The 19633-nt window shown below is 62.8% G+C and carries 14 protein-coding genes and 1 pseudogene; 2 read left to right on the forward strand and 13 right to left on the reverse strand.

Annotated features, from left to right (window positions below; genetic code table 11):
- Positions 1 to 3: 3 nt before the first annotated feature.
- The 5 genes and pseudogenes from WM94_RS03560 to hutC all read right to left on the reverse strand — a co-directional run bounded on the left by WM94_RS03560 (position 4) and on the right by hutC (position 6412).
- A complete protein-coding gene (locus WM94_RS03560; protein WP_061550452.1) occupies positions 4 to 1407 on the reverse strand; it encodes an amino acid permease in 1404 nt (467 codons plus the stop codon).
- 153 nt (positions 1408 to 1560) lie between these two features.
- The gene (gene hutH, locus WM94_RS03565; protein WP_003259868.1) at positions 1561 to 3093 is read right to left on the reverse strand and encodes a histidine ammonia-lyase; all 1533 of its coding nucleotides are present in this window, start codon (positions 3091 to 3093) and stop codon (positions 1561 to 1563) included.
- Positions 3094 to 3198: 105 nt separating this feature from the next.
- Positions 3199 to 4872 (reverse strand): urocanate hydratase, encoded by a 1674-nt coding sequence (gene hutU, locus WM94_RS03570; RefSeq protein WP_013974561.1) that lies wholly within the window; start codon positions 4870 to 4872, stop codon positions 3199 to 3201.
- Positions 4873 to 5131: 259 nt separating this feature from the next.
- Positions 5132 to 5705: pseudogene (locus WM94_RS03575) on the reverse strand (HutD family protein).
- Complete coding sequence (gene hutC, locus WM94_RS03580) at positions 5702 to 6412, reverse strand: histidine utilization repressor (protein WP_013974563.1); 711 nt, start codon at positions 6410 to 6412, stop codon at positions 5702 to 5704. The pseudogene WM94_RS03575 and the gene hutC overlap by 4 nt, the downstream one beginning before the upstream one ends.
- A gap of 145 nt (positions 6413 to 6557) precedes the next feature.
- Here hutC and WM94_RS03585 point away from each other — a divergent pair, with 145 nt between their 5' ends.
- Positions 6558 to 7922: a formimidoylglutamate deiminase gene (locus WM94_RS03585; RefSeq protein WP_061550453.1), complete on the forward strand. Its 1365-nt coding sequence runs from the start codon at positions 6558 to 6560 to the stop codon at positions 7920 to 7922.
- Between the two features lie 116 nt (positions 7923 to 8038).
- Here the strand turns inward: WM94_RS03585 and WM94_RS03590 are convergent, their stop codons facing one another.
- The 5 genes from WM94_RS03590 to WM94_RS03610 form a co-directional block, all read right to left on the reverse strand.
- Positions 8039 to 8611, reverse strand: coding sequence for a lipocalin family protein (locus WM94_RS03590; RefSeq protein WP_061550454.1), 573 nt, complete (start codon positions 8609 to 8611; stop codon positions 8039 to 8041).
- Positions 8608 to 8862: an outer membrane protein assembly factor BamE gene (gene bamE, locus WM94_RS03595; RefSeq protein ID WP_003249234.1), complete on the reverse strand. Its 255-nt coding sequence runs from the start codon at positions 8860 to 8862 to the stop codon at positions 8608 to 8610. The genes WM94_RS03590 and bamE overlap by 4 nt, the downstream gene beginning before the upstream one ends.
- Before the next feature lie 295 nt (positions 8863 to 9157).
- Positions 9158 to 9754, reverse strand: a complete 597-nt coding sequence (locus tag WM94_RS03600) for a DUF924 family protein (protein WP_061550455.1) — start codon at positions 9752 to 9754, stop codon at positions 9158 to 9160.
- Positions 9755 to 9757: 3 nt separating this feature from the next.
- Positions 9758 to 10768: a class 1 fructose-bisphosphatase gene (locus tag WM94_RS03605; RefSeq protein ID WP_061550456.1), complete on the reverse strand. Its 1011-nt coding sequence runs from the start codon at positions 10766 to 10768 to the stop codon at positions 9758 to 9760.
- A 254-nt stretch (positions 10769 to 11022) separates the two neighbouring features.
- Positions 11023 to 13473: a glycogen/starch/alpha-glucan phosphorylase gene (locus WM94_RS03610; RefSeq protein ID WP_038410198.1), complete on the reverse strand. Its 2451-nt coding sequence runs from the start codon at positions 13471 to 13473 to the stop codon at positions 11023 to 11025.
- Between the two features lie 184 nt (positions 13474 to 13657).
- On the opposite strand from WM94_RS03610, the gene WM94_RS03615 reads away from it, so the two are divergent.
- Positions 13658 to 14062, forward strand: a complete 405-nt coding sequence (locus WM94_RS03615) for a YkgJ family cysteine cluster protein (protein WP_003259873.1) — start codon at positions 13658 to 13660, stop codon at positions 14060 to 14062.
- 151 nt (positions 14063 to 14213) lie between these two features.
- Here the strand turns inward: WM94_RS03615 and WM94_RS03620 are convergent, their stop codons facing one another.
- The 3 genes from WM94_RS03620 to thiI form a co-directional block, all read right to left on the reverse strand.
- The gene (locus tag WM94_RS03620) at positions 14214 to 15638 is read right to left on the reverse strand and encodes a PhoPQ-activated pathogenicity-related family protein (RefSeq protein WP_061550457.1); all 1425 of its coding nucleotides are present in this window, start codon (positions 15636 to 15638) and stop codon (positions 14214 to 14216) included.
- Positions 15639 to 15830: 192 nt separating this feature from the next.
- The gene (gene typA / locus WM94_RS03625; RefSeq protein WP_003259874.1) at positions 15831 to 17651 is read right to left on the reverse strand and encodes a translational GTPase TypA; all 1821 of its coding nucleotides are present in this window, start codon (positions 17649 to 17651) and stop codon (positions 15831 to 15833) included.
- Positions 17652 to 17778: 127 nt separating this feature from the next.
- The gene (thiI, locus tag WM94_RS03630) at positions 17779 to 19233 is read right to left on the reverse strand and encodes a tRNA uracil 4-sulfurtransferase ThiI (RefSeq protein ID WP_013974574.1); all 1455 of its coding nucleotides are present in this window, start codon (positions 19231 to 19233) and stop codon (positions 17779 to 17781) included.
- Positions 19234 to 19633: the final 400 nt, after the last annotated feature.

Consider the following 19633-nt stretch of genomic DNA (forward strand, 5'->3'; position numbering starts at 1 on the left):
TACTTAGCGGTGCAGTTCGGCCGGTTCCGCTACCGGGTTGCCCTGCCCTGCGCGCGGCTTGCACCACAGCAGGTAGGACGCCACCAGGAACACCACCCAGACCACGCCGACAAGCAGTGCCGCCTGGGTATCCGGGAAGTAACCGAGCACGCCAAAGATGAACACCATGAACGCAATGGCCATGGCCGGGCCGTAAGGCCAGAACGGTACCGGGAACTGTAATTGGGCCACTTGCTCACGGCTCATGCTGCGGCGCATGGCCACCTGGGTGAGCAGGATCATCAGCCACACCCACACGGTGGCGAAGGTAGCGATCGAGGCGATCAGCAGGAACACGTTCTCCGGGATCAGGTAGTTGAGCAGCACGCCGATCAGCAGCGCAGCCCCCATCACCACCACGGTCATCCACGGCACGCCGTGCTTCGACAGCTTGCTGAAGCCGCGCGGCGCGTGGCCTTGCTGGGCCAGGCCGTACATCATGCGGCCGGCGCCGAAGATGTCGCTGTTGATGGCCGAGATCGCGGCAGAAATCACCACGATGTTCAGCACCGCGGCGGCAGAGCCGATGCCCAGGTTACTGAAAATCTGCACGAACGGGCTGCCCTGGCTGCCGATTTGCGGCCATGGGAACAGGCACATCAGCACGAACAGGGTGAGCACGTAGAACAGCAGGATGCGCAGCGGCACGGCGTTGATCGCCTTGGGGATGACCCGCTGCGGGTCCTTGGCCTCACCGGCGGTGACGCCGATGATCTCGATGCCGCCGAACGCGAACATCACCACGGCAAAGGAAGCGATCAGGCCACCCACGCCATTGGGCATTAAGCCGCCGTGGTCGAACAGGTTGCTGACACCCACGGCCTGCCCGGTGCCTACCTGGCTGAAGCCGAAGGCCATGATACCGAGGCCGGCCAGGATCATCGCCACGATGGCGCCGACCTTGAGCAGCGACAGCCAGAATTCCATTTCGCCAAAGACCTTGACGTTGCACAGGTTGAGGCCGCCGATCAGGAAGACGATGCCCAGCACCCAGATCCAGCGGGCCACTTCCGGGAACCAGAAGCCCATGTAGATACCGAAGGCGGTGACGTCGGCGATGGCGACGATGACCATCTCGAAGGCGTAGGTCCAGCCAAGGATGAAGCCGGCCATGGGGCCGAGGTAGGTGCTGGCGTAGTGGCCGAACGAGCCGGCGACCGGGTTGTGCACAGCCATTTCGCCGAGGGCGCGCATGACCATGAACACGGCAGCGCCGCCGATCAGGTAGGCCAGCAGCACCGCCGGGCCGGCCATCTGGATGGCCGAGGCGGAGCCGTAGAACAGGCCGGTGCCGATGGCGGAACCGAGGGCCATGAAACGGATGTGGCGGGCACTTAGCCCGCGCTTTAGACCTTGAGCTTGTTGCATGTCACGTCCTTAAATTGTTTTTGTGGTCGTGAGATCGAAGGGGGCTGCCTTGCAGCCCTTTCGCAGCACAAGGCTGCTCCTACAAGGGAGCGCGTCGCCTTTGTAGGAGCAGCCTTGTGCTGCGAATGGGCCGCACAGCGGCCCCTGGGGGCATTACAGGCTTGGCAGCACACCAGCCGGCAGCAGGCCGGTCAGGCGACCCTTGGCCAACAGTTCCACGGCCTTTTCGATGTCGGGCGCGAAGAAACGGTCACGGTCGTAGTGCGGCACTTCGCTGCGCAGCGCCTGGCGCGCCTGCTCCAGCTTGGCCGAGGTCTTCAGGCCCTTGCGCAGGTCCAGGCCCTGGCAGGCGCCCAGCCATTCGATGGCCAGCACGCCACGGGTGTTTTCGGCCATCTCCCACAGGCGCTTGCCGGCAGCCGGGGCCATCGACACGTGGTCTTCCTGGTTGGCCGAGGTCGGCAGGCTGTCGACGCTGTGCGGGTGCGACAGGGCCTTGTTCTCGCTGGCCAGGGCAGCAGCGGTGACCTGGGCGATCATGAAGCCCGAGTTGACCCCGCCGTTTTCCACCAGGAACGGCGGCAGCTGGGACATGTGCTTGTCCATCATCAGCGAGATACGGCGCTCGCTGAGCGAACCGATTTCAGCGATGGCCAGGGCGATGTTGTCGGCGGCCATGGCCACCGGCTCGGCGTGGAAGTTACCGCCGGAAATCACGTCACCTTCGGCAGCGAACACCAGCGGGTTGTCCGACACGGCGTTGGCTTCGATGCCCAGTACCTCGGCGGCCTGGCGCAGCTGGGTCAGGCAGGCGCCCATGACCTGCGGCTGGCAGCGCAGCGAGTACGGGTCCTGGACCTTGTCGCAGTTCTTGTGCGACAGCGACACTTCGCTGGAGTCGCCCAGCAGGTCACGGAAACAGGCAGCAGTGTCGATCTGACCGCGCTGGCCACGCACTTCGTGGATGCGCGCATCGAACGGCGAGCGCGAGCCCAGCGCGGCTTCGACGCTCAGACCGCCGCAGGCGATGGCAGCGGCGTACAGGTCTTCGCCCTGGAACAGGCCACGCAGGGCATAGGCGGTGGACGCCTGGGTGCCGTTGAGCAGGGCCAGGCCCTCCTTGGCGGCCAAGGTCAGCGGCTCGAGGCCGGCCACGGCCAGGGCTTCGGTAGCTGGCAGCCACTGGCCCTTGTAGCGGGCCTTGCCTTCACCCAGCAGCACCAGCGACATGTGCGCCAGCGGGGCGAGGTCGCCGGAGGCGCCCACCGAGCCCTTCAGCGGGATGTGCGGATAGACTTCGGCGTTGACCAGGGCGATCAGCGCGTCGATGACTTTGCGACGGATGCCGGAGAAACCACGGCTGAGGCTGTTGATCTTCAGCACCATGATCAGCCGCACCAGGTCGTCATCCAGCGGCGCGCCGACACCGGCGGCGTGGGACAGCACCAGCGAGCGCTGCAGGTTTTCCAGGTCGTGGCTGGCGATGCGGGTCGAGGCCAGCAGGCCGAAACCGGTGTTGATGCCGTAGGCGGTACGGTCTTCGGCAATGATCTGCTCGACGCAGGCAACGCTGGCGTCGATGGCCGGCGCGGCGCTGGCGTCCAGTTGCAGGCGCACGGGCGCGGCATGGATGGCGCGCAGCTGGGCCAGGGTCAGGGTGCCGGGCTTGAGGGTCAATTCGGTCACTTCACTACTCCAATCGCGTGGAGCCGCAGGCCCGTTTGTGAGCCTGCGTGCTCCTTCTTGTTGTTCAGTATCACCCCTCGTGGGGTGCGATCCAAAGCGTGGCGATCAGCCAGTGATCATCGGCAGGTCCAGGCCCTGCTCCTTGGCGCACTCGATGGCGATGTCGTATCCGGCATCGGCATGACGCATCACACCGGTCCCTGGGTCGTTGGTCAGCACGCGAGCGATACGCTCGGCGGCTTCGTCGGTACCGTCGCAGACGATGACCATGCCAGAGTGCTGGGAGAAGCCCATGCCTACGCCACCACCGTGGTGCAGCGAAACCCAGGTAGCACCGCCGGCGGTGTTCAGCAGGGCGTTGAGCAGCGGCCAGTCGGAGACAGCGTCGGAACCGTCGCGCATGGCTTCGGTTTCACGGTTGGGGCTGGACACCGAACCGGAGTCCAGGTGGTCACGGCCGATCACGATCGGTGCCGACAGCTCGCCGCTGCGTACCATTTCGTTGAACGCCAGGCCCAGCTTGGCACGCAGGCCCAGGCCAACCCAGCAGATACGTGCCGGCAGGCCCTGGAAGCTGATGCGCTCACGAGCCATGTCCAGCCAGCGGTGCAGGTGGGCGTCGTCGGGGATCAGTTCCTTGACCTTGGCGTCGGTCTTGTAGATGTCTTCGGCATCACCGGACAGCGCCGCCCAGCGGAACGGGCCGATGCCACGGCAGAACAGCGGGCGGATGTAGGCCGGCACGAAGCCAGGGAAGTCGAAGGCATTGGCCACGCCTTCTTCCTTGGCCATCTGGCGGATGTTGTTGCCGTAGTCGAAGGTCGGAACACCCTGCTTCTGGAAATCGAGCATGGCTTGCACGTGCACGGCCATCGACTGCTTGGCGGCCTTGACCACTGCAGCCGGCTCGGTCTGCGCGCGGTCGCGGTACTGTTCCCAGGTCCAGCCGGCTGGCAGGTAACCGTTCAGCGGGTCGTGGGCGCTGGTCTGGTCGGTGACCATGTCCGGGCGCACGCCACGCTTGACCAGCTCTGGCAGGATTTCAGCAGCGTTGCCGTGCAGGGCGATGGAGATGGCCTTGCCTTCGGCGGTGTACTTGGCAATGCGTGCCAGGGCGTCGTCGAGGTCAGTGGCCTGCTCGTCGACGTAGCGGGTTTCCAGACGGAAGTCGATGCGGCTCTGCTGGCATTCGATGTTCAGCGAGCAGGCACCGGCCAGGGTGGCAGCCAGTGGCTGGGCGCCGCCCATGCCGCCCAGGCCGGCGGTCAGTACCCACTTGCCTTTCAGGCTGCCGCCGTAATGCTGGCGACCGGCTTCGACGAAGGTTTCGTAGGTGCCCTGGACGATGCCCTGGCTGCCGATGTAGATCCAGCTGCCGGCGGTCATCTGGCCGTACATGGCCAGGCCCTTGGCGTCCAGTTCGTTGAAGTGTTCCCAGTTGGCCCAGTGCGGCACCAGGTTGGAGTTGGCGATCAGTACGCGCGGGGCGTTGCTGTGGGTCTTGAACACGCCGACCGGCTTGCCCGACTGCACCAGCAGGGTTTCGTCGTCTTCCAGGCGGGTCAGGGTCTCGACGATCTTGTCGTAGCACGCCCAGTTACGGGCAGCGCGGCCGATACCGCCGTACACCACCAGTTCTTTCGGGTTTTCCGCGACCTGTGGATCGAGGTTGTTCATCAGCATGCGCAGTGGCGCTTCGGTCAGCCAGCTTTTGGCAGTCAGCTTGTTGCCACGTGGGGCACGGATTTCAACGTCACGGTATTTGTTGTTGTCGGTCACGGGAAAGGTCCTCTGCGGTCGTCCGCGGGCGGGTATGTCGTGGTAGATATACAAACACACCTTTACTTGTATGTACAAGCATGGACAACCAAAATAATTGGACTTTTCCGCTGAGCGGCCAAAAAACGCGGGGCCGCTGCGCGGCCCTTTCGCGACACAAGGCCGCTCCTACAGGGGACCGCGCCAGCCAAAGCATGCACGGTGCGTGTAGGAGCGGCCTTGCGTCGCGAAAGGGCTGCGCAGCAGCCCCCCGGCTATCTCAACGTGAAACGAGTTCGATCAGGCAGAACCGCCCCTGCACATCCAACCCCAGCAACTGGTCATTGCCCTCCAGCCGCAGGCAGTCATACAACCCCAACCGCTGCGTCTCGCGCCCGGCAATGCCAACCTCGACCTGGCTGCTGGCAGCGAACAGCAACACCGTCGTCGCTGAACTGTACAAACGGGCTGGTGCCATCGAACCACTGCAACCGTGCCCGGTAGCGCTGCGGTGCGTAGATCAGGTTGAAATCGCGGATCGCCCCGCCCAGCAGCTTGCAGCTGACCTGGCTCTCGCCACTGAAGGCGAAGGCATCGAACGGCAGCAACGGCCTGCTGGCCTGGCCGTCGACCAGCAGGCGCATGCCGTCACCCTGCAGCACGGTGATGATCCGCTGGTAGCCGGCGAAGGTGGAAAACCCGCCGGACTCCTCGATATCGGCAATCGACAGGCGCCAGCCAAAGCCGTCCAGGCCTTCGCCACTGTCGCGGGTAATCTCTTCGGTGAAACCGCCACCGTTCTTCCACGGCATGCGCGGGTAGCCCTGCGCACGCAACAACTGCAGCTGACTCATTTACTGAAACGTCCTTCCAGGCGATGACGGGAACCGGGGTGGATCAGCCGCGCGGCGGTCACCGGCTGGCGGCCGGACCAGGTGCGACGGCGGATCAGCAGGCAGGGCTCGCCCCGCTCGATCTGCAACAGGCGGCATTCTTCCGGCTCGGCCAGGATTGCCTCGACCACGTGCTCACCCTCGGTCAGCGGCGCCACCTGCGACAGGTAGGCGTAAGGCGTCTGCCGGGTGAAGTCCTGCTTGAGGTAGTCGGGGGCAATCGCCGCATTGACGTAGCGGTCCTCGATCTGCACCGGCACGCCGTTCTCGAAATGCACGATCAGCGAGTGGAACACCCGTTGGCCTTCGCGCATGTCCAGGGCCAGGGCCCGCTCGGAACCGGCCGTTTCCTCGGTGAGGGTGATCACCTGGCAGCTATGCTGGTGGCCACGCGCGGCAATTTCGTCGGCGATGTTGTTGACCTCGAACAGCGCCGAACGCCCCTTGGGCTCGGCCACGAAGGTACCGACCCCTTGCATGCGCACCAGCAGGCCTTCGGCAGTGAGCTCGCGCAGGGCGCGATTGATGGTCATGCGGCTGAAGCCCAGCTCGCTGACCAGTTCGCTCTCCGAGGGTACCCGGTGATGCGGTGGCCAGCTGCCGTTGTCGATCTGCTGGATGATCATCTGTTTGACCCGGGCGTACAGCGGAGCCGGGCCCTCGCCCATCTGGGCAACCAGCGCGGAGACAGGAGGTGTCGGCACGGCGTTGGATCCTTGTGCAAATGAAATGAGCGGTAGCTTGCCGCAGTTTACCCGGCAGGCAAACACCTGTATATGTATATACAAGTTAACAATAACAGGATTTTTACCGATGTCCGCCTACTTCGCCGAACGCGCCCTGCTGCCCACGGGCTGGGCCAGCCATGTCCGCATCGAGGTCACCAGTGATGGCCATGTGGCCCGCATCGAGTCGGGCGCCTCGGCCGAAGGCGCCGAGCGGCTGGCCGGCCCGCTGCTGCCCGGCATGCCCAATCTGCACTCGCATGCTTTCCAGCGCGCAATGGCAGGGCTGGCGGAAGTCGCCGGCAACCCCAACGACAGTTTCTGGACCTGGCGCGACCTGATGTACCGCCTGGTCGGCCAGATCAGTCCGGAGCAGCTTCAGGTCATTGCCCGCCAGCTGTACATCGAAATGCTCAAGGCCGGCTATACCTCGGTCGCCGAGTTCCACTACGTGCACCATGACCAGGCCGGCAGGGCCTACGCCGACCCGGCCGAACTGTCCCACCGCATCAGTGCGGCTGCAGCCGACAGCGGCATTGGCCTGACCTTGCTGCCGGTGCTTTACAGCCACGCAGGCTTCGGCGGCCAAGCCCCGAATGACGGGCAACGGCGCTTCATAAATTCCACTGAACAGTACCTGCAACTGCAAGCGCAGCTGGCCCCGCTGCTGGCCGCGCAACCCGCGCAGCAACTGGGTCTGTGCTTCCATTCGCTGCGCGCGGTGACGCCCGGGCAGATCGCCGAAGTGCTGGCAGCCAGCGACAAACAGTGCCCGGTGCATATCCATATCGCCGAGCAGCAGAAGGAAGTCGACGACTGCCTGGCCTGGAGCGGACTGCGCCCGTTGCAGTGGTTGTACGAGCATGTGGATGTGGACCCGCGCTGGTGCCTGGTGCACGCAACCCACGCAGAGCCGGATGAAGTCACCGCCATGGCCCGTAGCGGCGCGGTAGCCGGGCTTTGCCTGACCACCGAGGCCAACCTGGGCGACGGGATTTTCCCGGCAGTGGACTATCTGGCACAGGGTGGGCGCATGGGCATTGGTTCGGACAGCCATGTGTCGCTGAGCGTGGTGGAAGAACTGCGCTGGCTGGAATACGGCCAGCGGCTGCGCGACCAGCGGCGTAACCGCCTGTATCGCGGCGACCAGCCGATGGTCGGGCGGACGTTGTATGACGCGGCTCTGGCGGGCGGTGCGCAGGCGCTGGGCCAGGCGATCGGGGAACTGGCCGTGGGCAAGCGCGCCGACTGGCTGGTGCTCGATGGGCAGGACCCTTACATCGCCATGGCCGATGGGGATGCGATTCTCAACCGCTGGCTGTTTGCCGGCGGCGATCGCCAGGTGCGGGATGTGATGGTGAATGGGCAATGGGTGGTGCGCCAGGGGCGGCATGCGCAGGAAGAGCAAAGCGCGCTGGCGTTTGCCGAGGTGTTGCGACAGCTGTTGGGGTGAGTGTATTGGGGCCGCTTTGCGGCCCATCGCGACACAAGGCCGCTCCTACAGGAATGTGCGTTCCCCTGTAGGAGCGGCCTTGTGTCGCGATGGGCTGCAAAGCAGCCCCCAGAAATTCAGTGCATCTTGACGATCTGCTGGTCCGACGCGCGCCAGATCAGCCGGCTGGTGTCATAACCCTGCTGCCGGGCCTTGGACATCAGGTTCTCGCGCTCCCAGGCCGGTAGCGTCGGCGTACGCGACAGGATCCACAAGTGCTTGCGGTCCGGGCTGCCGACCACCGCCGTGCGGTAGCGATCATCCACATACAGAATCCAGTACTCGCCCCTCGCCACCCCTGGCACCAGCTTGGTGAACCAGTTGTCGAACTCGACCCACAACTTGTCGGTGTGCCCCGGCTCCTGGATGTTCGCATGCCCTTCGGCGCGCAGCCATTCGTCACCCATGGTGCGGCATCGGTTGAGCACGCCGAGGCTACCATCGAGCCGGAGGTTGTAGTGCGCTTCGGACTGCTCGCAGCCGGTCTGGTAGCGCATCGGCAGGCGCGCCAGCTCGTACCACTTGCCCTGGTAGCGCTTGAGGTCGATGTTGCCCGCGGTTTTCGGCGCCAGCGGGTCATGCACGGAGCCGGCACAACCGCCCAGCAGCAACGCCAGGCATACCCCCATCAGCAGATACAGGTGCCTCATTTGAGACCCTGCCCTGAATACATGAGCACCTTGTCAGCCGCGTACTGCACACTGATGAAGCTCTTCTCGTCCCCCCAGGTGCAGCTGCTCATCCCCAGCGCACCAGAGCACTCGGTCGGCGTGCCGAGCAACTGCTCGACCTCGGCCTTGTTCATACCGGCCTTGATCTTGGAATAGTTTTCCTGATTGATCTTGCTGCAGGCAGTCAGAACGACGCACAGCGACAACAGGGCGAGGGAACGCAACGACATGAAGGACACTCCTGGAGAGGGGATACAGGCGAGTGGCCTGCAGTGACCTTCGACGGTAAAAACCCTCCCAGGTTCCCTGCTCCCCCTCCTCTACCCCTACGCCATTGGTCGGATGGCCACTACTGTGCGATTAATCACAAAGAATTATCCCGCCCAAACAAAAAGGCCGCCCCTACGTACTGTAGGAGCAGCCTTGTGCTGCGAAAGGGCCGGTAAGGCCAACAGGGATGCATGGGCAGCGAGGGACACTTCGCAGCACAAGGCTGCTCCTACAATGATCCCGACAACCCTGGAATCAGAACCTGGACCCAGGCTCCAGCAAAAAGTCCATCTCTTCGCTGGTACTCGGCCGCTCCAGCACCAGATTGCGGTGCGGGAAGCGCCCGAAACGGGCAATTACCCGCTGGTGCTGCTCGGCATAGTCGAGAAAGCCTTCGAACAACCGGCGGTTGGCTTCGGGTTGCTCGTCCAGCAGCACCTGGTAGCGCTCGACGCACAGGTTCTGCCAGTCCAGCACTTCGGCATGTTCCAGAACCAGCAACACGAACACCCGCTGTATCGGCAGCAGTTGGTAATCCCAGTTCTTCTGCAAACCCTGCATCGCCACCACCTGGGCACGCCGGTCGCCCTCGAAGGCACGCGGCGTGTCGCGGTAGATCATGCGCGGCAACTGGTCCAGCAGGATCAGCAGGCCCAGCCAGCCCTGCGGGCTTTGCTGCCACTCGTCGAGCCCACCCGCCAGGGCATGCTCGACCAGATCGCCAAACAGCGCACGGGCGTCGGCGTCATGATGCTTGCCGAACCACAGCGTGCTCTTCTCGTCAGCCACGGCCTGGGGACTGGTGCCCCAACCGAACCACCACTCCAGCAACGGCTGCCAAGGTGCGAGCATGACTTACTCCTTGTGGTAGGCGGTGACGCGCTCGACCTCTTCCTTCGAGCCGAGGATTACCGACACACGCTGGTGCAGGCTTTCTGGCTGGATGTCGAGGATGCGATCGTAACCGTTGGTGGAGGCGCCGCCGGCCTGTTCGATGATGAAGGACATCGGGTTGGCTTCGTACATCAGGCGCAGCTTGCCCGGCTTGCTCGGTTCGCGGGCGTCACGTGGGTACATGAACAGGCCGCCACGGGTCAGGATGCGGTGTACGTCGGCCACCATCGAGGCGATCCAGCGCATGTTGTAGTTTTTCTTCAGCGGGCCGGTCTCGCCTGCCAGCAGTTCGCCCACGTAACGGTGAACCGGGGCTTCCCAGTGGCGCTGGTTGGACATGTTGATGGCGAATTCTGCGGTAGTTTCCGGCACGCGGATGTTTTCGTGGGTGAGGACGAAGCTGCCCAGTTCGCGGTCCAGGGTGAAGCCCTTGACGCCGTTGCCCAGGGTCAGGATCAGCATGGTCTGCGGGCCGTAGATGGCGTAACCGGCGGCAACCTGCTGGGTGCCTGGTTGCAGGAAGGCTTTTTCGTTCAGGGTTTCGTTCTGGCTCAGGTATTCGTTAGGGCAACGCAGTACCGAGAAGATGGTGCCGACCGAAACGTTGACGTCGATGTTGGACGAGCCGTCCAGCGGGTCGAAGACCAGCAGGTAGGCGCCTTTCGGGTACTTGCCCGGGATCTGGTAGGCGTTGTCCATTTCTTCGGAAGCCATGCCGGCCAGGTGGCCGCCCCACTCGTTGGCTTCCAGCAGGATATCGTTGGAAATCACGTCCAGTTTCTTCTGGACTTCGCCCTGCACGTTTTCAGTGCCCATGCTGCCCAGCACGCCACCGAGGGCGCCTTTGGACACGTGATGGCTGATTTCCTTGCACGCACGCGCCACCACTTCGATCAGGAAGCGCAGATCGGCAGGGGTATTGTTGCTGCGGGTCTGCTCAATCAGATAGCGACTAAGGGTAACGCGGGACATGTATGGCTCCGAAAGGATTGGGGATAAAAACCCCCGCAGTTTACAGGGAGAGTTGCGGGCTAGCGAGTGATGAGACTCGCCACGGCTCTCAGACGGCACAATAGGTTGGTAGTTCAGCGCGCGCCAGGCCGGTGGTCTGGTTGTGGACCCATTCGCGGGCACGCCCGCTCGCACAGGAGTTGCACAACCTTGGAAACCTTGTGCAGTCCATGTGGGAGCGGGCGTGCCCGCGAAGAGGCCGGCACAGGCCTACCTCAATCCAGCGCCTTCCAGATCTCGCTGGCATATTCCCGAATGGTCCGGTCCGAGGAAAACCAGCCCATCCGCGCGGTATTCAGCACCGCCATGCGCCACCATTCCTGCGGCGTGTGCCAAAGCTCCTCGACCCGTCGCTGGGCATCCCAGTAGGCATCGAAATCGGCACACACCAGGAAGCGGTCATGAGCCACCAGCCCGTCGATCAGCGCGCTGTAGCGCGACGGGTCGTCCGGTGAGAACACCCCGCTGCGAACAGCCTGCAACACATCGTTCAGGCGGCTGGACGCGGCAATCGCCGCACTGGCGCCAAAGTCCCCGTCGCGCCGTCTGGCCTCCACCTGCTGCGCGGTAAGGCCGAAGATGAACATGTTTTCGGTACCCACCTGCTCGCTCATCTCGACATTGGCACCATCCAGGGTACCGATGGTCAACGCGCCGTTCAGGCCGAACTTCATGTTGCTGGTGCCGGACGCTTCGTAACCGGCGGTGGAAATCTGCTCGGAAAGGTCCGCCGCCGGGATGATGCTTTCAGCCAGACTGACGTTGTAGTTGGGCAGGAACACCACCTTCAGCAGGCCGCGCACGGTGGGGTCGTTGTTCACCACCCGGGCGATGTCGTTGGCCAGCTTGATGATCAGCTTGGCCTGGTGATAGCTGGCCGCGGCCTTGCCGGCGAAGATCTTCACCCGCGGCACCCAGTCGGTACCGGGGTCGTTGCGCATGGCCTGGTACAACGCCACGGTGTGCAGCAGGTTGAGCAACTGGCGCTTGTATTCGTGGATGCGCTTGACCTGCACGTCGAACAACGCCTCGGGGTTCACCGTAACGCCCAGACGGTCCTGGATGATGCTGGCCAGGGCACGCTTGCTGTGCAGGCGCTGCGCGGCGAACTGCTTGCGGAAACCGCTCTTGTCGGCGAACGGTACCAGATTGGCCAGGCGTCCTTCGGGGTCGTCCAGCAGCTCAGGGCCCAGCGCCTCGATCAGCATCGCGGTCAGCTGCGGGTTGGACTGGTACAGCCAGCGGCGGAAAGTAATGCCGTTGGTCTTGTTGTTGATCCGTTGCGGGTAGAGCTTGTGCAGCTCGGCGAACACCGTGCTTTTCATCAGCTTGCTGTGCAGCGCCGACACACCGTTGACGCTATGCGAGCCGAGGAACGCCAGGTTGCCCATGCGCACCCGGCGGCCATTGTCTTCCTCGATCAACGACACAGCCCGCAACACGTCGAAGTCGTGCAGGCCTTTCGCCCGCAGCGCGTCGATGTGGTAGGCGTTGATCAGGTAGATGATCTGCATGTGCCGCGGCAGCATGCGTTCCATCAGCGCCACCGGCCAGGTTTCCAGGGCTTCGGGCAGCAAGGTGTGGTTGGTGTAGGCCAGGGTGCCGACGGTCAGCTCCCAGGCGGTATCCCAAGGGATCTCATGCTGGTCGACCAGCAGGCGCATCAGCTCGGCGACGGCGATCGACGGGTGGGTGTCGTTGAGCTGGATGGCCGCCGCATCCGGCAGGTTGAGCAGGTTGTCGTGCATGTTCAGGTGGCGGCGTAGCAGGTCCTGCAACGAAGCCGAGACGAAGAAGTATTCCTGCCGCAGGCGCAGTTCCTGGCCCGCCTCGGTGCTGTCGGCCGGGTACAGCACCCGCGAAATGCTTTCGGCCCGCGCCACCTCGGCCACCGCGCCCAGGTGGTCGCCGGCATTGAAACGTTCCAGGTGCAGCTCTTCCAGCGCCCGCGCACGCCACAGGCGCAGGGTATTGACGCTGGCCCCGCGCCAACCGACCACCGGGGTATCGTAGGCCACCGCCCGCACGGTCTCGCCCGGCCACCATACCTGGCGCTGCTGGCCGTGGGTGTCGTGCACCGTTTCGACGCTGCCGCCAAAGCTGATCGGGTAGATCACCTCGGCGCGCTCGAACTCCCAAGGGTTGCCGAAGTCGAGCCAGTTCTCGGTCTGCTCCTGCTGCCAGCCATCGACCATGGCCTGACGGAACAGCCCGTGCTCATAGCGGATGCCATAACCGTGAGCAGCGATGCCCAGGGTCGACATGCTCTCCATGAAGCACGCCGCCAGGCGGCCCAGGCCACCGTTGCCCAGCGCAGCATCGGGCTCGAGCAGGCGAATGCGCTCCAGGTCCACGTTCAGCCCTTCCAATGCGTCGCGGGCAATGTCGAGCAGGCCCAGGTTGCTCAGGCTGTCATACAGCAGCCGGCCGATGAGGAATTCGAGAGAAAGGTAATAGACCCGCTTCTGGCTGCGGCGATACGCCTGGCGGGTGTGGTCCATCCAGTGATCGACCATGTGATCGCGCGCGGCCAGGGCGATGGCCTCGAACCAGTCGTGGTCGAAGGCGTGCTCTGGGTCCTTGCCAACCGCGTAGGTCAGCTTGTCCAGTACAGCGGCGCGAAATTCGGCCACCTCGGCGTCACGAGCTTTGGGTTCCTGGGACATGCGGCATCCTCGGGCAAGTTGACGAAAACGGAGGGAGACTGTTGAGCCTAGACCCTTCGACAGGGAGTGACAGTTAGCGTTCGCAGTTTTCATGCCCACTTTGCGATTCCGGCAAAAGGTTGTTCATAAATTGAACAATTCCGGTATCATCGCGCGCCCCAAGACCGTGATACACCCCATAAAGATGAAAACGACCCTGATCGCCGCAGCCGAAGTCGACCGCCTGGAGACCTGGCAGCGCTACACCAGCAACATGTGCCATGGCTGCCATTCGACCTGCTGCACCCTGCCGGTGGAGGTGAAGATCAAGGATCTGATCCGTATCGGTGTGGTCGACGAGTTCGAGAAAGACGAACCGCCGAAGAACATCGCCAAGCGCCTGCAGAAGGACGGCATCATCGAACGCTTCAACCAGAAGTCGGGGATCTTCACCCTGACCCGGATGAGCAATGATGACTGCCTGTATCTGGATCGTAAAAGCCGGCTGTGCACCATTTATGACAAGCGGCCGGATACCTGCCGCAACCACCCCAAGGTCGGGCCGCGGCCAGGTTATTGTGCGTACAAGCCCAAGGTGGTCGGGCGCTGATCGCTAGCCTTCAAGGGCCTCTTCGCGGGCTTGCCCGCTCCCACAAGGGGCGCGCAAATCATGGGTTCAGCGACACACCTGTGGGAGCGGGCAAGCCCGCGAAGGGCCGCAAAGCGGCCACTGCTGGCCAATCATGTGCCAAGCCAGATTTCTACTTTCCGCCAGAGGGAAAGCTCCTGCACGCACCACCCTGCTCCGCCGGTGGATGTTCGGGATAGGTCTGCGGCAGCACGCTGACCGGGCTGGTCGCGATAAAGCCATCAGCAAACTTCGCTTCGACGAACTGCGCCTGCCATCCCACCGCCGGCGGCGTGCGCTGCAGGGTGAAGTTCTGCATGGGAGCGAGCGTCTCGGATTGGTAGCGCACCCCGCAGGCAAAACGGAAGTCGCGGTCCTGGCTGTTGCTCGCCGTCCACACCTTCACCGTCACTGGCGGCTCAGAGAAGTCGACGCTCATCTGCCCGGCATGCCCGCTGGCCGACACCTGCACGCTTGGCAAAGGTGTGCCATCGCGCAGGCGCGTCACCGCAGGTACCAAGGTACTGACTATCGCTTGACGCACCCCGCCATGGTCAGAGTTCGGCAATACCCTGAGGCTGGTCTGGCCCGGCAGGCGCTGCTGATAATCGGTGACCGGGTCAGGGGCGAAGAAATCGTCACCACTGGCGGACACCAGGTACTTGGGAATGGCCAGACGCTGCCTTTTCTCGTTCAGGTACTGCATCGGGTCCATCATCGCCATCAGCCGCTCGAATGCCGGGGTACCCAGCTGCTGCAGGACACCAGCCAGCTGGTAGGAACCCAGCGCCAAGGGCCAGTGACCACCATAACGCTTGCGCAATCCGGCCAGCATGTCCGAAGTATCCGCGACGTCGATCACACTGGGCACGATGGCCATCACCCGCTCATCGGCCAATGCCGTGAGCCATGCGCTCCAGCCGCGCTTGGAGGCGCCCGTGATAATGAAGCGGTCCACAGTGAGCCCTTGCCCTGCCAGCTCTTGCTCGGCCAGATCCATCGCCCGGCTTGCCGCCGCGGCCATCGGCACGTGCAGTGGCAATTCCGGCGCGGCGCCGCGAAGCGCATGAGCCCAGGTATGGGCCACGGCGTCATCCTCGCGCAAGGGCTTCTCGTTATCGTTGAAGGTCACGTACTGATTGGGCACATCGCTGATCATGACCACGGCCATCCGTGCCTTGAGGGCGACTTCGCGCAATGCCTCGCGGGTATAGTCCGGGGTTTGCGCCGGTCCGAACCGTACACCGTTGTTCACCACCAGCAAGGCTTTGCCGGGCACGGCATTGTGCGGGATATGCAGCTCGACATCATGCTCCCAGCGGCGCGGCTCAACCACCGGCGCTGGTTCCCAAACCTGCGAAACCATCTGCAAGCGACGGAACGCATACCCAGGCTCGGAGGCTTGCTCGAGCAATACGGCTTCCAAGGGTGCCTGACGCACCTTGCCAATATGGCACTGGACAACATCCTGCGGACGCAGGCTGGCACAATCCTGCAGGGTGCAAGCCTGCAAGCCAGCCATCAGGCAGGGGATGGCCAGCGCTAAACGGTAATTCATGTGCATGCTTCCTGCTTCGAGAAAGCACTTCACGCTAGGCATCACAACAAGCGCGCACAAGTCGCAAAAGGTTGTGAAAGATGCCACCTACATCAGCTTGAGATATCACCTACAAAAAACCTGCGTCATACAAACAAAAACGCCCCCGGCCTTTCGACCGGGGGCGTTTTCGTTTCAGCTCAAGCTAGACGATCAAGCCTTGGCTTTCTTGGCAGCGCGGGTACGCTCGCCTTCGTCCAGGATCTTCTTGCGCAGGCGGATCGACTTCGGAGTCACTTCGCACAGCTCATCGTCCTGGATGAATTCCAGGGCCTGTTCCAGGGTGTGGCGAACCGGCGGTACCAGGGCGATGACTTCGTCTTTGCCCGAAGCACGCATGTTGTCGAGCTTCTTGCCTTTGGTCGGGTTCACGCCCAGGTCGTTGTCACGGCTGTTCAGGCCGATGATCTGACCGTTGTAGATGTCCTGGCCGTGCTCGATGAACAGCTTGCCGCGAGCCTGCAGGGTTTCCAGCGAGTAGGTCAGCGCCTTGCCGGTCTCGATCGAAACCAGTACACCGTTCAGACGACCGGACATCTGGCCGGCTTTCATGGTGTCGTAGCGATCGAAGATCGAGGTCAGGATGCCGGCACCGTTGGTCAGGGTCAGGAACTGGTTACGGAAACCGATCAGACCACGAGCAGGTACGTTGTACTCCAGACGTACACGGCCCTTGCCATCCGGCGCCATGTTGGTCAGGTCGCCCTTACGCAGGCCCATTTCTTCCATGACCTTGCCCTGGGATTCTTCAGGGATGTCGATGGTGACGTTCTCGAACGGCTCCTGCTTCACGCCGTTGACTTCGCGGATGATCACTTCAGGGCGGCCTACAGCCATCTCGAAGCCTTCACGACGCATGGTTTCGATCAGAACCGACAGGTGCAGCTCACCACGGCCGGAAACCTTGAACTTGTCAGCCGAGTCGCCTTCTTCAACGCGCAGTGCAACGTTGTACAGCAGCTCTTTGTCCAGACGTTCCTTGATGTTACGGCTGGTGACGAACTTGCCTTCCTTGCCGCAGAACGGCGAGTCGTTGACCTGGAAGGTCATCGAAACGGTCGGCTCGTCAACGGTCAGTGGCTTCATCGCCTCGACGTTGTTCATGTCGCACAGGGTGTCGGAGATGAACAGCTCGTCGAAACCGCTGATGCAGACGATGTCGCCAGCCTGGGCTTCTTCAACGTCGACGCGGTGCAGGCCGTGGTGGCCCATCAGCTTGAGGATACGGCCGTTACGCTTCTTGCCTTCGGTGTCGATGGCAACAACCGGGGTGTTCGGCTTGATACGACCACGGGCGATACGGCCAACGCCGATAACACCGAGGAAGCTGTTGTAGTCCAGAGCGGAGATCTGCATCTGGAACGGGCCATCGACGTCAACGTTCGGCGCCGGTACGTTGTCGACGATCGACTGGTACAGCGGGGTCATGTCTTCGGCCATGTCGGTGTGGTCCAGACCGGCGATGCCGTTCAGGGCCGAGGCGTAGACAACCTGGAAGTCCAGCTGATCATCGGTGGCACCGAGGTTGTCGAACAGGTCGAAGATCTGGTCCAGAACCCAGTCAGGACGCGCACCCGGGCGGTCAACCTTGTTGATCACGACGATCGGCTTCAGGCCAGCTTCGAAAGCCTTCTTGGTCACGAAGCGGGTTTGCGGCATCGGGCCGTCCTGGGCATCGACCAGCAGCAGCACGGAGTCGACCATCGACATTACACGCTCAACCTCGCCACCGAAGTCGGCGTGGCCGGGGGTGTCGACGATGTTGATGTGGTAGCCGTTCCAGTTGATGGCGGTGTTTTTCGCCAGGATGGTAATGCCGCGCTCTTTTTCCTGGTCGTTGGAGTCCATCACGCGCTCGTCGTTGAGCTCGTTACGCTCCAGGGTGCCGGACTGGCGCAGGAGTTTGTCGACCAGGGTGGTTTTACCATGGTCAACGTGGGCGATGATGGCGATGTTACGCAGATTTTCGATCACAACTGTATCTCGATCAGAGGATTCGGTTGCCGCCAGTGTAGGCGGCGAATATGTACGGTTTGAGGCTCAGCGGGCCCGGTGGTCGGGAGGGCGATGGCGGATGCTGCCGCCATACAGCCCTGGCGTCTTATGCCGGACGATAAACACGCACATTGGCATGTCCCTCACTGAGCAGGTGGTGTGCGTGCAGACGGCTCATCACACCTTTGTCGCAATACAGCAAGTACTGGCGGTTGGCATCCAGCTGCTTGAACTTGCTGTTGATGGCATAGAACGGCATGGCCTGGACTTCGATACCGTCCAGCACCAGAGGTTCGTCTTCCTGGGCATCGGGGTGACGAATGTCGATGACGATCTGGCCGGGCAGCGCCTCGGTCACTTCCTCGATTTCGATGTCCTTGCCCAGTTCGTCGATCACATGGTCGATGGAGATCAACCGGGCGCGTTCCAGGGCGCGCTCCAGCACGGCCATGTCGAACTGCTTCTCTTCATGCTCCATGCGGTGGCGCTTGGCGTGGGTGGTCGGGTTTACCGAGATCACGCCGCAGTATTCTGGCATGTGCTTGGCGAAGTCGGCAGTGCCGATCGCGTAGGCCTGGTCGATGATGTCCTGCTTGTGGCTGGCCAGCAGGGGGCGCAGCACCAGCTTGTCGGTGGCCGAGTCGATGATCGACAGGTTCGGCAAGGTCTGGCTGGACACCTGGGAAATCGCTTCGCCGGTGACCAGGGCATCGATCTCCAGGCGGTCGGCCATGTGCGCGGCACCACGCAGCATCATGCGTTTGAGGGTCACGCCCATGTAGCTGTTGTCGACCTTGTTCAGAATCTCGCCGACCACTTCCTCGAACGGCACGCTGATGAACAGCACGCGCTGGCTGCTGCCGAACTTCTTCCACAGGTAGTGAGCCACTTCCATCACGCCCAGCTCGTGGGCACGGCCACCGAGGTTGAAGAAGCAGAAGTGGGTCATCAGGCCGCGGCGCATCATCTGATAAGCCGCCACGGTGGAGTCGAAGCCACCGGACATCAGTACCAGTGTCTGCTCCAGGGCGCCCAGCGGGTAGCCGCCGATGCCCTGGTGCTGGTTATGGATCACGTACAGGCGCTGGTCGCGGATTTCGATGCGCACCAGGACTTCCGGGTTCTTCAGCTCGATGCCGGCGGCGCCGCACTGCTGGCGCAGCTGGCTGCCGACGTAACGGTCGACGTCCATCGAGGTGAAGTCGTGGTGACCACCGCGCTTGCAGCGCACGGCGAAGTGCTTGCCGGCCAGCAGGTGGCCGAAGTGCTGCTTGCACTTGGCGACGATGTCATCGAAGTCGCCGAGCGGGTATTCCTCTACCTGCAGGAAGTGGGTGATACCCGGGGTGCAGGTGAGGCGCTCGATCATCTCGCGCTGGACCTTTTCGTCCTCGACGCGGGTGACCACTTCGAGATTGTCCCAGACACCATCGACCACGAGCTCAGGATCGAGGTCCTTGAGCACGTTGCGGATGTTCTTGCCGAGCTGGCGGATGAAGCGCTTGCGCACCGGCCGGCTCTTGATGGTGATTTCTGGGAAGACTTTGACGATAAGTTTCATTGGTTAACAGCGCGCGCAGGGCCTGCCGAAAATGAGGGGCGCGAATTATAGCGGAAATTGCTCAGGATTTGACCAACTTTTGTACAGAAGGTCGGATTTATATTGCCTGCACCGGCCTCATCGCCGGCAAGCCAGCTCCCACAGGCTATCCACAGTCCTCAAGATCTGCGCCCTGCCTGTGGGAGCTGGCTTGCCGGCGATGAGGCCCTCAAAGAAAGGACATAACTCAAGCAATGCACACTATTGGTGCACTGCTACCAAAATTCGCATCTTAAGGGTGCACTTTTCCCCAGCAACCCACCCCCAGATGCCCGCAAACGCCCCCTTTTATCCCGCCCTCGCCATTTTCGGGCACTGGCATGCAATTTGCTCCCTTGTGAGGCAGGTAAGCTTGGCCGAC

The organism is Pseudomonas sp. ABFPK, from assembly GCF_001586765.1.
Lineage (GTDB): Bacteria > Pseudomonadota > Gammaproteobacteria > Pseudomonadales > Pseudomonadaceae > Aquipseudomonas > Aquipseudomonas asiatica.

Bases quoted from the DNA above. Each gene is read 5' to 3' on its own strand.
- thiI (WP_013974574.1), bottom strand. From the start codon at position 19,233: ATGAAACTTATCGTCAAAGTCTTCCCAGAAATCACCATCAAGAGCCGG.
- bamE (WP_003249234.1), bottom strand. From the start codon at position 8,862: ATGTCGTTGCGTTCCCTCGCCCTGTTGTCGCTGTGCGTCGTTCTGACT.
- WM94_RS03610 (WP_038410198.1), bottom strand. From the start codon at position 13,473: ATGTCCCAGGAACCCAAAGCTCGTGACGCCGAGGTGGCCGAATTTCGC.
- WM94_RS03620 (WP_061550457.1), bottom strand. From the start codon at position 15,638: ATGAATTACCGTTTAGCGCTGGCCATCCCCTGCCTGATGGCTGGCTTG.
- WM94_RS03585 (WP_061550453.1), top strand. From the start codon at position 6,558: ATGTCCGCCTACTTCGCCGAACGCGCCCTGCTGCCCACGGGCTGGGCC.
- hutC (WP_013974563.1), bottom strand. From the start codon at position 6,412: ATGGGCGAGGGCCCGGCTCCGCTGTACGCCCGGGTCAAACAGATGATC.
- WM94_RS03600 (WP_061550455.1), bottom strand. From the start codon at position 9,754: ATGCTCGCACCTTGGCAGCCGTTGCTGGAGTGGTGGTTCGGTTGGGGC.
- WM94_RS03560 (WP_061550452.1), bottom strand. From the start codon at position 1,407: ATGCAACAAGCTCAAGGTCTAAAGCGCGGGCTAAGTGCCCGCCACATC.
- WM94_RS03605 (WP_061550456.1), bottom strand. From the start codon at position 10,768: ATGTCCCGCGTTACCCTTAGTCGCTATCTGATTGAGCAGACCCGCAGC.
- WM94_RS03590 (WP_061550454.1), bottom strand. From the start codon at position 8,611: ATGAGGCACCTGTATCTGCTGATGGGGGTATGCCTGGCGTTGCTGCTG.
- WM94_RS03615 (WP_003259873.1), top strand. From the start codon at position 13,658: ATGAAAACGACCCTGATCGCCGCAGCCGAAGTCGACCGCCTGGAGACC.